Here is a 13005-nt window from a genome sequence, read left to right as displayed (position 1 = left end):
TGGCTCTCCTCAGAGCTCCTCGACCCGGCGGATCAGCACCGGCAGCAGCCAGGTGCCGAGCACGCCCAGCCGCGCGCCGGCCTCGGCCTGGCGGTCGGTCAGGTAACGGACGGCCAGGTCGACCAGGTAGAGCAGCGCGGTGACCTCGCGGCCCTCCGGCGGCACCCCGAACGGGCCCAGCAACTCGCCGGCCCGGCGCACGGTCTGCTCGACCGCGTCCTTGGCGTCGCCGGTCGACTGGATCCGCTTCTGCAGCTCGTGGTGGACCGCGTCGAAGCCCATCGGCACCCCGGTGGCGAACCGCTCCCAGTCCCAGACCAGCAGCGCGTCGGCCAGGTTCGCCATGTTCCAGGGCGCCCAGTCGCCGTGCCAGGCGCCGTACCGGAACACCGTGTCGCCGGCGTGCTTGACCAGCAGTTCCGCGGCCGCGGCCAGGCCGGCCGCCTCGGGCCGGTCGCCCACCGCGCCGAGCCGGGCGCGCAGCTCGTGCCAGTACGCGCTGTTCTCCACGGTGCCGTTGGTGTATCCGCAGCAGCCGGCGATGTCGAGCATGGCGGCCACCAGCCGGCGCTGGGTCAGCGGCGCCCGGGGCAGCCACACCGGCAGCGCCGACTGGATCAGCACCTGCAGACCGCGCCACTCGCCGGCGAACAGCACGCGGGGCACGGTCAGCCTGGTCAGCCCGCTGCCGCCCAGCGCGGTCAGCGCCGCGGTCTCGGCCTTGACCAGCCGCTGGGTGAGCGGGCCGGTGCCGAGCTTGCCGAAGCCGAACGTGTCGCCCTCGGGACCGATCAGCTGGACCACCGGCTTGCGGTTGGCCCGGGCCGGGCCGATGTGGACGCTGACCGAAAGCTCCCGGCCCAGCACCTCGCTGAGGAAGCCGTCGATGCTGGCCGAATACGGGCCGGTGACCCGGATCCGGTCCCGCAGCAGCACCGCGGACGCACCGGTGCGCACCGCGGCGACCACCGCGTCCCGCTTCAGCTTGGCGGCGCGGGACTGCGGCTCGGCGTACCGGCGGACCGCGGCCGCGGCCACCCGCCGGGAACCGGCCGGCACCAGCAGGCGCGGCCGGCGGGCGTCCGGCACCACCAGGTATTCGGCGATCGGTGTGCCCGGCGCGCCGTTGGTGCGGCACGGCGCCGGGTAGAGCAGCTCGAGCACCTCGTTGAGGTACTGGGTACGAAGTGCCGCGTCCCCGGCCGTCAGCTCGGCCGGTGCGGTTTTCACCGGGCTCATGTTGTGGGTTCGTTCCCCTCGATCGAGTTGCGCCAGAGCAGCGCAAACGCCAGAACCATGAAGGCCAGAGGGGTGACCAGCGAGTTGTACCAGAGCATGGCGGAGAACGAGGTGACCAGCGCGGCGCTGCCGGCCACCCCGATCGGCGACCGGTCCCGGCGGAACCGCCACAGCCCGTACGCGAAGAAGCCGAGGTAGCCGACCGTGCCGACGGTGCCGTGTGCGTACAGCAACTGCCACAGCTGGCCGTTGCCGCCGACGGTGAAGTTGCCGCAGCGCTCGCAGCCCGCGCTCTCGCCGACCGCGATCGAGTTGCGGCCGCCCAGGGTGCTGCGGGTGCCGCCGTAGCCGATCACCGGTGAGCCGGTGAAGCCGTCCAGCGCCCGGTCGACCAGGAACGAGCGCACCCCGTTCGACTTGCCGTTGTCCAGCCGGGCGCTGATCACGCCGCCGAGCGGGGTGGCCACCAGCGCGACCGTGAGCATGGCGGCGGCCACTGTGACCACGCCGATGATCCAGAGCTTGCCGGCCAGCACGTAGCGGGCGGCCACATAGATCACCAGCACGCCGAGCCCGATCCACAGGCCGCGGTTGAGCGAGACCACGGCGGGCGCGATCGAGACCAGCAGGCAGATCACGGCCGCGAACTTGTACTTCCCCCGGCCGCTCCGCCAGGCGGCCACCACCATCCAGCCGAGCAGCAGGCAGAAGTTGTTCCCCCAGGTGTTGGTGTACCCCCAGGGCGCGGCCGGGCGGGGCTTCTCGCCGCCGACGAGGTCCATGATCTGAGCGGCGTACGGGTGCACCAGCGACTGCACGAAGCCCTTGTTGCGCACCCCCGGCGGCAACAGCATCTCAACCGGCGAGGTGAACTCGAACGTGCCGGCCACCATGCCCAGCACGCCGCCGGCCACGGTCACCACGAACATCCAGCCGAGCAGCTTGACCAGGCGCCGCCGGGGCAGTTCCACCTCGGTGAGGTTGCCGGCGTAGACCAGCAGAACCGTCAAAGCCAAATACATGATGAGCTTGTACGCGACCGCGGTGAGCCGGTCGGTGGCGTGCTCGGCCACCGTCCCCGGCGGGTCGGCACCCAGCGCACCGATGCTGACCACGACCGCCACCAGGAACAGCGCCCACCAGCCGAACCCGGGCGGCAGGCGCAGCGGCCGACCGGCCGCCCGCCGCCGGAGCAGCAGGAACAGCATCGGCACGGCCATCGCCGCGAAGATCAGGACGCCCAGCCCGAGCGCCCACCACAGCGGATAGAAGGCCAGGATGCTCGCCACCGGCCAGGCCGGCAGCGTGGTGGGCTTACGGGTGCCGTGTGCCGGGCCGGTCCGGGGGAGGGCCGGAGCAACGGTCACTTCCCGTCGCCCTCCGAGTTCGCCGTGTCCTTCATGCCCGACATGTCGAGCACCGCGGTGATCTCGTCACTCGACTCCGCGGAACGGGGACGCACCTGCGCGTTCGGGGCGGTTTTCTCGTTGAGCGCCTTCTCCCGCGCCTTGGCCTCCTTGGAGGAAACCGTGTTCGTCGGAAAGCGCATCGGCTGGGTCAGGTCGGCATCGGTGATCTTGTTGGAGTCCGCGGTCAGCGTCACGGCCGGCGCGCTCACGTCGACGATCGGCAGGTGCGACAGCCGGGGCAGCACGACCGCGCCGAGCAGCGGGGTGCCGACCCGCTGCAACTGCTCGGCCGCGTCCAACAGGGCCGGGCGGCGCGACTTGCGCAGCTCGACCGCGAGGATGGCCGCGTCAGCGAGGCTGGCCAGGCTCTGCGCGTCGGCGCTGCTGCTGGTCGACGGCGCCTCGATCACCACGTACCCGCCCTGCCGGCGCAGTGCCTCCAGGGTGTCCTTGAGCCGCTGCGACTGCATCAGCCCGGCCGCGGTGGCGGCACCACCCGTGGTGATCACCCGCAGCGACGGGATGCGCGGGGTGCGCTGGATCGCGCGGGCCAGGCCGACCCGGCCGGCCAGCAGGTCGGACAGACCCGGTACGGCCGAGACACCGAGCATCCGGGCCAGCGGCGCGGCGTCCACCACGCTGTCCGGCAGGTGCGCGCCGATCAGCACGACGTCGCTGCCGGTGCGGGCCAGCGCGGCGGCCAGGTTCGCGGCCACCAGGGTGGCGGCCGACCCGCGGCTGGTACCGGTCACCACGATCACCTGGTCGCTCGGCCGCAGCGTCGCGAGGATCTCGTTGCGCAGCCGGTTGAAGACCCGGCCGCCGGCGCCGTACGGCTGTAGCACGTCGTCGAAGTGCGGCGTGGTGCGCTCGTCCAGCGCCGCCAGCACGTTCACCCGGCCCCGGTCGCGCACGTCGGCGGCGGACCGCAGCCGCCGGTCGAACCGTTCCCGGACGAACGCCGCACCGACCCCGAGCAGCAGGCCGATCATCCCGCCGGTGGCCAGGTTGATCATCCCGTTCGGGCTCACCGGGGTGTCCGGCAGCCGGGCGTCGCTGATGATGCTGCCGGCGCCCACGGTCGTGGTGGTCAGCTCGTTCAGCCGGCCGGTCAGCCCGTTCAGCTGGTTCTGCGAGTTGTTGCGCAGGCTCTGCAGGTTGCTCTCGTCCGGGCTGCCCTTGACCGCCCGCGACAGCCGGCCGTTGATCCCGGTCAGCGTCGTGGTGAGCTGTTTGATCTTGGTGGTCAGCGTCTTGATCTGCTGGTCCAGGCCGTGCTGGGCGGTCTCCTCGCGGTTGCGCAGGTACGCCTCGGCGAACGCATGCGAACCGGACTGTGCCTCCTGCGGCGAACCGGCCTTGAACGTGATCACCAGAACGGTGGTGTTCGCCGGCACCTCGACCTTGACGTCCTTGGCCAGGTCGATCGGCGAGCGTGCGGATCGCAGCAGCGCGGCGGCCTTGGTGGCGACCGCGCCCGAGCCGACCAGCTGCGCCTCGGTGTCCAGGTTGACTGAGCCCTTGGTCCGGCCGCCCTGCGCGTTCGTGTCCTGGTCGAGAGCCTGCACCAGGACCGCGGTCGACGACTCGTACACCTTGGGCAGTGCGCTGGTCAGCGCCGCGCCCGCGGCCAGACCGGCACCCGTCGCGATCAGTGCGATCCACCAGTGCCGGCGGAACACGCCGAGATAGTGCGAGACATCCGCAGGGCGAGACGGTTCCATCGGTCGGCGGGCCTTTCGGGGTTGGCAATCGGGCGTTTCGCCCCTACGGGGTAACGGCCCAAGCCCGCCTTCGTGATGGGTTTAGGTCAGTTTGGGCTCCACCCAGCCGTTCTCCACCAGGTAGGCCAGCACGAGCTCGATCGCCTCCGGCACCGTCATGGTGGTGGTGTCGATGGTCAGCTCGGCGTCCGCCGGCTCCTCGTACGGGTCATCGATGCCGGTCATTCCGCGCAGCTGGCCGGCCCGGGCCCGGGCGTACAGGCCCTTGCGGTCACGCTGCTCGCAGACCTCGAGCGGGGTGTTCACGTGCACCAGCACAAAACCGGCGCCGGCGTCCTGCGCCATCGCGCGGACCGCGGCCCGGGCGTTCTCGTAGGGCGCGATCGGGCAGGCGACGGCCATGCCCCGGTGCCGGCCTACCTCGGCGGCGACCCAGCCGATCCGGCGCACGTTGCGGTCCCGGTCCGCCTTGCTGAAGCCCAGGCCCGCGGACAACTCCCGGCGGACCACGTCGCCGTCGAGCAGGGTGATGGTGCGCTCGCCCGACTCCCGCAGCGAATCGGCCAGCCCGCGGGCGATGGTCGACTTGCCGGAGCCGGAGAAGCCGGTGAAGAAGACGACCAGGCCGCGGTGCCGGCGGGGCGGGCGGGCGCGCACCAGTTCCTTGGCGACGGCCGGCGGCGTGTGCCACTCCGGCAGCGGGAAACCACGGTCCAGCAGGTCGTTGATCTCGGCCGCGGACATGGCCAGCCGCCGGTTGCGCGGCGGGATGTCGTCGCGCCAGCGCCACTGCCCGTCCCGGTTGTCATAGGCGAGTTCGCGCGGCACCAGCACCCGCAGCCCGCCACCGGAGAGCATGTCGCCGGTGGAAAGAACATGGGTGACGCCGTACGCCGCGGCCACCCGAGCCCGGAGCATCGCGTCGCGCATCTCGTCCCCGCGAGGCAGCAGCGAAACGGCCACCACGGTCGCCGGCGGCATCCGATCCCGCGCCGAGAAGACGGACCGCACCAGGGCCTCCGGCGGCAATCCGTCCGGCCCCGGCCCACTGACCGGAATCAAAATCAAAAGATGAGCAGCGAGCGTACGCGCGGCGTGCGCGATCTGCGCCAGTTGTGGTCGGTGCAGCGGCCGGTCGGCGATCACCCCGAGCACGCGCCCCGGTGGCAGCAGCGCCCGAACCTCTTCCGGGTTGCGCCGCAGCCGCTGGAACGGCCCGTGCCCGCCGTCACCCATCCGGCGAACCGTGCCACCCACGCCGTAGGTGCGCTCCCCGGCCTGCCAGGCGTCACTGACCTCGAGGGCCGCGACCGGCGCCCCCTCCGGATCGGTCAGGATGATCGTCCGGTGCAGCGGATCGTCGAGCACCAGCGCGGTGGCCAGCTCGGCGGGAACCTCCAAAGTGACCGGCACCGGCCACGGCGTCCCGTCGGCCAGCTGCCCCCGCCGGCGGAGTGAGGTCAGATCGGCCCGCCCGAGAAACCCGGTGAGCGGCGCATAGGCTCCGGACAGCAGAAGGTCGAGGTCCGCGAGCTCGTGCGGGTGCGGCGTGTACGTCGGTGCGTCACGCAGCACATCCTCGGGCAGCACCGAACCATTCACTTTCGTATCCCCCTGCGGCCGACTAGGGGACAGTTTCGCAGCCCCGCTGATCGAGGTCGAGCCGGGTATCCCGTCCACGCACCGGCCGCGGCCCACCCACGCTTCCCGCGGCCACCCACCGTCCCCGCCACTGATTCGTCAGCAGTCCCGCGCGTCATCCATAGATCCGACCCGTCGCCTCATCCCAGCGATCGCCCCACCCCGTCCCGGCGGTCCGCCACCCACCATCCCGCCCCGGTCACTTGCGGCGCCACGCCCGCCTCGTGCCGGTCACTTGCGGCGCCACGCCCGCCTCGTGCCGATGCCGCTTCGTGTGGGTGCCTTCCCGTGCCGGCGCCTTCCCGTGCCGGGGCCTTCCCGTGGCCAACCGCCGTGCGGCTCGCAACAGGTCCCGCCCAGGGGTGTCCGCGCTGGTTCGGCATGGCGCCGCCCACCCGCCTGAGGTCGGGCTGCTGCGTTCCCCGGCCCAACCCCCGGCCTCCCGTTGGTGCCTTCGCCTTCTGGGCTCGTCCAAGCGGGCGTCAAATTTTGGCGATTTGTTTGGATTTATCCGCGTCGGGTATTAGACAAAACGGATTAAAGTCACAATACTGGCTCCTCGTGAGTCGAAGCCCGCGCCGGAACCGCCTCGTTCGCATCGCCGCCGTGCCTACGGCCTTTGTCCTGTCTGTGGCGACCACGCTCGCCTGGGCCTGGACCGGGGGCGTGGACCAGATGGGACTTCCGATGGGGCCGGCCGGTGATCCGACCGTGTCGCTGCCGGTGCTCACCTCGCCGAATCTGCCGGGGTTAGGCACGCCGCGCGGGGACGGACCGGACGCGCAGGCACGGTCGCTGCCGAGTTCCGCGGTGCCGGGCGCATCGTCTGCCGCGGCTGCGATCACCGGGCCCACGGTCGCCGGGAGCGCGTCGGCCGCCCCGTACGGCGCAAATAATGGGGTGGCCCCGCGCATCGCACTCAGCCCGACCGACATCGGGGTGGCGCTGGCGGCGGACGGCATGTCGCGGCGCGGGAAGTGCCGGACCGGCCGCAAACTCGTGCCGACCTGCGGAATCCTCTGGGGCGTGGCGCCCGGCGCGCACACCGAGAGCCGCGGGGCGGGTGCGCTGGCCGCGTTCGAGCGCAAGACCGGGCGCACCCAGGCGATTTACCACGCCTACCACGGCGGCCTCCGGCAGCTGTTCCCGACGCCGGAGGAGATCGCCATCGCGCGCCAGTCCGGCAAGAAGCGCATCCTCTTCCTGAACTGGAAGCCCGAGGCCGCCACCTGGGCCGCGATCGCCCGCGGCGACCGGCGCACCGATGCCTTCCTGGACCGGCTGGCCGCGCACATCCGGAAGAACTACCGCGAGCAGTTCTTCCTAGCCGTGCACCACGAGGGCGAGAACGACGTACGCGAGAAGGCCGGCTCCGGCTACACCGCTCGCGACTACGCCGGCATGTACCGCCACGTGATCAAGCGCCTGCGGGCGAAGGGCGCCACCAACATCGTCTCGGTCCTGGTGCACATGGCGTACCACCGGCACGCCACCCAGAGCTGGTTCAACTCCATGTACCCCGGCGACGACGTGGTCGACTGGATCGGCCTCGACACGTACGCCTACAGCGACCCCGGCTACGGCCACGGCAACTTCGCCCAGGTCTTCAACCGCCGCATCGAGGGCAAACGGAGCTGGCCCGGCTTCTACACCTGGGCCGTCACCAAGCACCCCGGCAAGCCCCTGATGCTGGCCGAGTGGGGCGTCTGGTCGTCCCGCAAGAACACCACGTACAAGGCCGACTTCTACCGCCGCCTGGGCCACGAACTGCGCCGCTTCCCGAAGATCAGGGCCATGGTCCAGTTCGAGACCCCACACAACCAGAAGGGCCAGGACTCCTCGGTGGACAGCACCCCGGCCGCCCTGAACGCCTACCGCAAACTGGGCCGCCTCCCGATCTTCCAGGTGTCCGTTACGCCATAGTCCCTCCGTTTCTCACGAAGCCTCGGCCTGCTTGGGCCGGGGCTTCGTTTTCCGATTTGGGGAGTTTGTGCCTGAGTGCGGCGGCGGTCTTGAGTGTCCGGCGTGCTCGCTGGCCGTCGCTTCGCTCGGAGGTGTCGATTTGCGGTTTCAGCGGAACAGCAGGTCCACAAAATCTCTCGGAGTGGGGTTTGAGGCTGCCTAAATGGTCGCCTATATCGGATTTGCGCCTGCGTTGAGCTGGATGACGTGGTCGGCCGCTCCTCCTCCGGGGAGTGGGAGCCGCAGCTGCGTCGCACGACTGGGGTGGGCTGGAGGGGCCAGGCTGGCCCGGTCGGCTGGGCCGGTGGGGTCGGCCTGGCTCCGGTGGGTTGGGCTGGTGGGTTGGGCTGGTGGGTTGGGCTGGGGTGGGCTGGGGTTGGGCTGGGCCGGTGGGCGGGCCGCCGGGACGTCGCACGCTGCGCCGCTAATCCAGCGGAAAGTCGGCTGTCAGTCGTCTCGCCACGTAGTCCACTACCGACGAAGTGGTCGCGATCTCGTGGTCATCGGTGTGGCCCGACGGTGCGAACCGGGCGCCGCGTAACTCTTCGGCGATCACCCCGAGCGGCGCCCCGTGACCCAGCGCCACCGTGACCGCAGTCGAGAAAGCGTCGGTCAACCCGGCCAGGGTCGAGCCGTGTTTGCCGCTCCGGAGCGCGACCTCGCCCAGCCGACCGTCCGGCAGGGCGCCGGCGGTCAGCGTGGCCGTCTCGGCGCCGAGCCGGACCTCCATCGTGTAGCCCGCCCGCATGCGCGGAACGGCCCGGATCACGGCAGATTCGGCGATTTTCATGACTTCCCCCGACACGACAGGTAGTGGATATCAACGGTCACCACCACAAGATCTGGTGATGCCAGGAGCCTATCGGCGGGGTACGACAATATTTGCGCCCGGCGCGCCGCGCGCCTCAGTCTTGGCCTGGAGTGATTCGGAAGGCGGCCGGATTCATCAGGAACAAGCGCGTCCCGCGCCGGCCCAGATCGCCTCGCACGGACACCGGCAACATCTCCTGGTGTGCCCGCATGGCCAGGGCGTAGCGGGACGACATTGCCGGCCACCATGGCCCCTCTTCCGGCACTCGCTCACGCAGTTCCTGGGCGGCGGAGGCGAGGACCGGCAGATGATCGCGACGGAAGTGGATCGCTCGCAGCTGGCGTGTTTCTAGTGGCCGGGAGGGTGCGAGACGCAGGGTGAGCTCGAACGGATGCCCGGCCTCGCCGCCGAGGCCGACCGGGGCCTCGCAGAGGTTGGCACTGACCCCAGCCGGAACGGCGCCGGTGAAGGCATCGAGGCCGTTGGGATCGACGAGCGCGTCGTTCGCGGCCTCGTGGCGGCCTGGACAGCGTCGTCAAGGCCGATCATGCCGGGGGCGTTGTCGGGCGGGTCGTCCCGCCCGAATGCGTCGCCCACAGCGGGGAGTCTAGTCGCATGACACTAGTCATGGGAATGCGGTCGAGGGCTCCGGTGGAACCCTCGACCGCGGGATGATCGTCGATCAGCTGGTTTCGCCGGCCATGCTGAAGGAGGCCAGGCGGTTGATGGCGTAGAGGGTTCCGCCGATGGCGAAGATCAGGCTCATCACGATGGCTACGGTCAGGGAGACCTTGCCGGGGAGCATGTCGGTGGGGGCCATTTTGTCGGCGATGGTGATGATGTACTGCTGGATCGAGAGGACTCGGGTGCCGCTCACGAAGCGGCCCAGCAGGCCCTCCCACACCAGGATGTAGACCAGGCCCAGCAGGACCGGGCGGCGGGTCAGCAGGCTCAGCAGCAGGAACAGGGCCGAGTAGGCGACCGCGCCGGCCGCGGCGGCCGTTGCCAGGGCCAGGCCGAACTGGACGCCGTCGGCCAGGAGCCCGACCACGAACAGGGGTACGGCCGAGGCGACCGTGCTGACCCCGGCCGCTACGAGCAGCTTGGCCAGGATGATGTCGCGGCGAGGCAGCGGCTTGGTGAGGATGTGCACGATCGTGCCGTCGTCGACCTCGGAGCCCAGGACGCCGGTGCCGATGATCAGGGCGATGACCGGAAGCATCACCGCCAGGCCCAGGCCGACCACTACCGGCTGGCCCCATTGCGACGGGTCTACGTCGTACGCCCGACAGATGAGCGCGAGTCCCACCAGCAGTAACGGAAGCGGCAGCAGGATGAGCACCCGGCGGCGGCCGAGCAGGCCGCGGGCGGTGATGTAGGCGACCGTGGACATCATGCCTCCAGCAGGTAGGAGAAGACGCTCTCCAGGGACTCGTCGGACGGCAGCAGGTGGCGGATCCGGATGCCCTCGGCCAGGGCGATCCGGGGCAGCGCACGGGTGAAGCTGCCGTAGTCGGATGCGCGTACGGTCATGCCGGTCGCCTCGATCTCGACGCCGCTCACCGATTTTTCCGCGATGAGCGCCACCGCCAGGCGACGGTCATCGGAGCTCCGCACCGCGAACACGTGCGGGCGGTTGGTCATCAGGCGGCGGATGCGGCGGTAGTCGCCGGAGGCCGCCAGCCGGCCCGCCACGATCACCTGGACCAGGCCGGAGAGCTGCTCGACCTCTTCCAGGATGTGCGAGCTGAACAGGATCGTGTGGCCCTGGTCGCCGAGTGCGTGCAGCAACTCCATCATGTGCATGCGCTGCCGCGGGTCCATGCCGTTGAACGGTTCGTCCAGCAGCAGCACCTGGGGCTCGTGCACCAGCGAGGCCGCCACCCGGGTGCGCTGCCGCATGCCCTTCGAGAACGTCTCGATCCGGCGGTCCTGCGCGTCGGTCATCTCGACCATGGCCAGCGCCCGGTCGGCCGCCGCCTCAGGGTTGGGCAGTTTTTGCATCTTGGCGCAGGCCAGCACGAACTCGCGGGCGCTCAGGAAGCCGTGGACCGCCTCCCGCTCGGCGACCAGCCCCAGCGTGCGGTAGATGGCGGGGTTGCGCCACGTCGGCCGGCCGTCGATGGTCACCGTGCCGCGTGATGGTGACAGGAAGCCGGCCATCATGTGCAGCACCGTGGTCTTGCCGGCGCCGTTCGGGCCGAGCAGGCCGGTCACCCCGGGCTGGAGGGTCATGCTGACGTCGTTGACCGCCACCACGTTGCCGTACCAGCGGGACACGTTCTGCAGTTCGACGACGCTGCCCGACCGGTTCGGGGCGGGGCTCGTCACCTGGGTCGGAGCGGTCATAGCGAGGCCACCTTCCGGTAGCGGGCCAGCAACAGCAGCAGGCACGCGGTGATCAGGCAGAACGCCTCGATCGCGTAGATCGGGCCGAACTCGCCGATGTCCAGGCCGAGGTCGGTGCGGTCGCGCAGCCAGATCTCCACGCCGTTGATCAGGGAGATCGGGCTGGCCAGGCCGGCCAGGTGCTGCGCGGTGTCCGACGGCATGATGCTCAACACGCCGACCACCGGGGCGGTCATCAGGAACACTGCCACGATGCCACCGGCCGCGAATGCGCGCTTGCCGGTCAGCGAGGCCACCAGCAGGCTGATGCTGGCAAAGACAAAAGCCCAGAGCAAGCTGTACGCCCAGCCCGGCATCAGCAGGCCGAGCTCGTCCCACACGCCGCTCATGCCGGTCTTGGTGGTGAACGCGGCGCCGAGGAACATGATCAACTGCGGCACGCCGAGCAGCAGCCACACGCCCGTGATGAGGGCCGCGACCTTGGCCCACACGTAGTCGGCAGCGCGCAGCGGACGGCTGAAATACAGCGGGAGTACGCCGGCCCGCAGGTCACGGGAGACCAACTCGGGCGCCACGATCGCGACGAAGAAGATGACCAGCCAGCTCATCGTGTCGTTGAACTGGTAGTAGTCGAACAGCAGCGTCCCGGTCTGCGAGCGTACGGCCGCATTGATCACCGCGACGAGCAGGACCACCGAGGCCACGCCCCACGGGAAGATCTTGGATTTGGCGGACCGGCCCAGACCGAACGTGGCCCGCAGGCCGTGCTGGTAGAGCGCGCCGAACACCGCGGCCCGGCCCAGCCGGGGCCCGGAGTATCGCTGGTATCCGATGTCATGGATGACGCCGGCCTCAGACATCGGCCGTCTCCTTCGTGAAAAGTTCGGCGACGCGGTGGCGCCGCTGGTCCAGGCGGTGCAGCGGGAGGTCCAGCTCGGCCACGGCCTGCAAAATGCGGTCGTACGAGCTCTCCGACTCGAGCGGCACCAGCAGCAACCGGCCCTCCGGAGTCACCGCGAAGCCGCGGTCGCGCAGCGCCGCGGCAAGCTCCTCGGTGCCCTCGCTGACCTCGACGGCGAGCACGTCGGACGCCGCGGTCATGCTGGAGATCCGGTCGGCGCGCAGCAGCCGGCCGCCGTCGATGGCGATCAGCGAGTCGCAGATCCGCTCCACCTCGCCGAGCAGGTGCGAGCAGACCACCACCGAGATGCCGAACTCGTTGCCGATGCGGTGCACCAGGGTCAGCATGGCGTCGCGGCCGGCCGGGTCGAGGCCGTTGGTCGGCTCGTCGAGCAGCAGCAGGTCGGGGTCGTGCACCAGGGACTGTGCAAGCTTGACCCGCTGCTTCATGCCGGTCGAGTAGCCGCCGATCTGGCGGTACCGCTCCTCGTAGAGCCCGACGTGCCGGAGCGCCTCGGACGCGCGCTCCCGGGCCGTGGTTTTCGGCAGCCCGCTGAGCCGGCCCATGTGGGTCACGAACTCGGAGGCTGAGACGTCCGGCGGCAGGCAGTCGTTTTCCGGCATGTAGCCCACCCGGGCCCGCACCTTGTCGGTCTGCGTCACCGGGTCGAGCCCGAACACCCGCACCTCGCCCGCGGTCGGCGCCAGCAGCCCCAGCATGATCTTGATTAATGTGCTCTTACCGGCGCCGTTGGCGCCGACGAGCCCGATGATGCCCGCGTCGACCCCGACAGTGAGGTCGGAAAGCGCGGTCACCCCGCCGCCGTACGTCTTGGTGAGCGCCTGGGTCGCGATGATGGTCACGGGCTCAGCCTAGGAAGCGGGCGCACCTCAGGGGATCCGGTGAACCCCTGAGGGCCCCTCAGGGTCTCTCAGCCTGCTCTCAGCTGACGCCAGCCGCGGACGTTCC

Annotated in this window: 10 protein-coding genes; 1 reads left to right on the top strand and 9 read right to left on the bottom strand. The window is 70.5% G+C overall.

Annotation, left to right across the window (positions count from 1 at the left end; all coding sequences use genetic code 11):
* Positions 1 to 9: 9 nt before the first annotated feature.
* The 4 genes from Ari01nite_RS17195 to cysC form a co-directional block, all read right to left on the bottom strand.
* Positions 10 to 1239, bottom strand: a complete 1230-nt coding sequence (locus Ari01nite_RS17195; protein ID WP_203782268.1) for a hypothetical protein — start codon at positions 1237 to 1239, stop codon at positions 10 to 12.
* Positions 1236 to 2606: a hypothetical protein gene (locus Ari01nite_RS17190; RefSeq protein WP_203782267.1), complete on the bottom strand. Its 1371-nt coding sequence runs from the start codon at positions 2604 to 2606 to the stop codon at positions 1236 to 1238. The genes Ari01nite_RS17195 and Ari01nite_RS17190 overlap by 4 nt, the downstream gene beginning before the upstream one ends.
* Entirely contained in the window at positions 2603 to 4330 is a 1728-nt protein-coding gene (locus tag Ari01nite_RS17185; protein WP_239162809.1) for a GNVR domain-containing protein, read from the bottom strand. Before Ari01nite_RS17185 ends, Ari01nite_RS17190 begins: the two co-directional genes overlap by 4 nt.
* A 123-nt stretch (positions 4331 to 4453) precedes the next feature.
* The gene (gene cysC, locus Ari01nite_RS17180; RefSeq protein ID WP_203782265.1) at positions 4454 to 5974 is read right to left on the bottom strand and encodes an adenylyl-sulfate kinase; all 1521 of its coding nucleotides are present in this window, start codon (positions 5972 to 5974) and stop codon (positions 4454 to 4456) included.
* 645 nt (positions 5975 to 6619) lie between these two features.
* On the opposite strand from cysC, the gene Ari01nite_RS17175 reads away from it, so the two are divergent.
* Positions 6620 to 7936, top strand: coding sequence for a glycoside hydrolase family 26 protein (locus Ari01nite_RS17175; protein WP_239162808.1), 1317 nt, complete (start codon positions 6620 to 6622; stop codon positions 7934 to 7936).
* Positions 7937 to 8399: 463 nt separating this feature from the next.
* On the opposite strand, the gene Ari01nite_RS17170 is transcribed toward Ari01nite_RS17175, so the two are convergent.
* The 5 genes from Ari01nite_RS17170 to Ari01nite_RS17150 all read right to left on the bottom strand — a co-directional run bounded on the left by Ari01nite_RS17170 (position 8400) and on the right by Ari01nite_RS17150 (position 12899).
* Positions 8400 to 8765 (bottom strand): TSCPD domain-containing protein, encoded by a 366-nt coding sequence (locus tag Ari01nite_RS17170; RefSeq protein ID WP_203782263.1) that lies wholly within the window; start codon positions 8763 to 8765, stop codon positions 8400 to 8402.
* 703 nt (positions 8766 to 9468) lie between these two features.
* Complete coding sequence (locus Ari01nite_RS17165) at positions 9469 to 10179, bottom strand: ABC transporter permease (protein ID WP_203782262.1); 711 nt, start codon at positions 10177 to 10179, stop codon at positions 9469 to 9471.
* Positions 10179 to 11135 carry an ABC transporter ATP-binding protein gene (locus Ari01nite_RS17160; RefSeq protein WP_203782261.1) on the bottom strand — a complete coding sequence of 319 codons (957 nt, stop codon included), beginning with the start codon at positions 11133 to 11135 and terminating at the stop codon, positions 10179 to 10181. Before Ari01nite_RS17160 ends, Ari01nite_RS17165 begins: the two co-directional genes overlap by 1 nt.
* On the bottom strand, positions 11132 to 11995 hold the full coding sequence (locus tag Ari01nite_RS17155) for an ABC transporter permease (protein ID WP_203782260.1): 864 nt from the start codon (positions 11993 to 11995) through the stop codon (positions 11132 to 11134). Before Ari01nite_RS17155 ends, Ari01nite_RS17160 begins: the two co-directional genes overlap by 4 nt.
* On the bottom strand, positions 11988 to 12899 hold the full coding sequence (locus Ari01nite_RS17150) for an ABC transporter ATP-binding protein (RefSeq protein ID WP_203782259.1): 912 nt from the start codon (positions 12897 to 12899) through the stop codon (positions 11988 to 11990). Before Ari01nite_RS17150 ends, Ari01nite_RS17155 begins: the two co-directional genes overlap by 8 nt.
* Between the last annotated feature and the right edge of the window lie 106 nt (positions 12900 to 13005).

The organism is Paractinoplanes rishiriensis, assembly GCF_016862375.1.
GTDB classification, from domain to species: Bacteria; Actinomycetota; Actinomycetes; order Mycobacteriales; family Micromonosporaceae; genus Actinoplanes; species Actinoplanes rishiriensis.
Note: the sequence above shows the minus strand (reverse complement) of the source record. Positions and strands in the feature narration are given on the sequence as shown.

What these genes read in the sequence shown, in the direction of transcription:
- Ari01nite_RS17195 (WP_203782268.1), bottom strand. Translation starts at nt 1,239, where the DNA reads ATGAGCCCGGTGAAAACCGCACCGGCCGAGCTGACGGCCGGGGACGCG.
- Ari01nite_RS17155 (WP_203782260.1), bottom strand. Translation starts at nt 11,995, where the DNA reads ATGTCTGAGGCCGGCGTCATCCATGACATCGGATACCAGCGATACTCC.
- Ari01nite_RS17160 (WP_203782261.1), bottom strand. Translation starts at nt 11,135, where the DNA reads ATGACCGCTCCGACCCAGGTGACGAGCCCCGCCCCGAACCGGTCGGGC.
- Ari01nite_RS17165 (WP_203782262.1), bottom strand. Translation starts at nt 10,179, where the DNA reads ATGTCCACGGTCGCCTACATCACCGCCCGCGGCCTGCTCGGCCGCCGC.
- Ari01nite_RS17170 (WP_203782263.1), bottom strand. Translation starts at nt 8,765, where the DNA reads ATGAAAATCGCCGAATCTGCCGTGATCCGGGCCGTTCCGCGCATGCGG.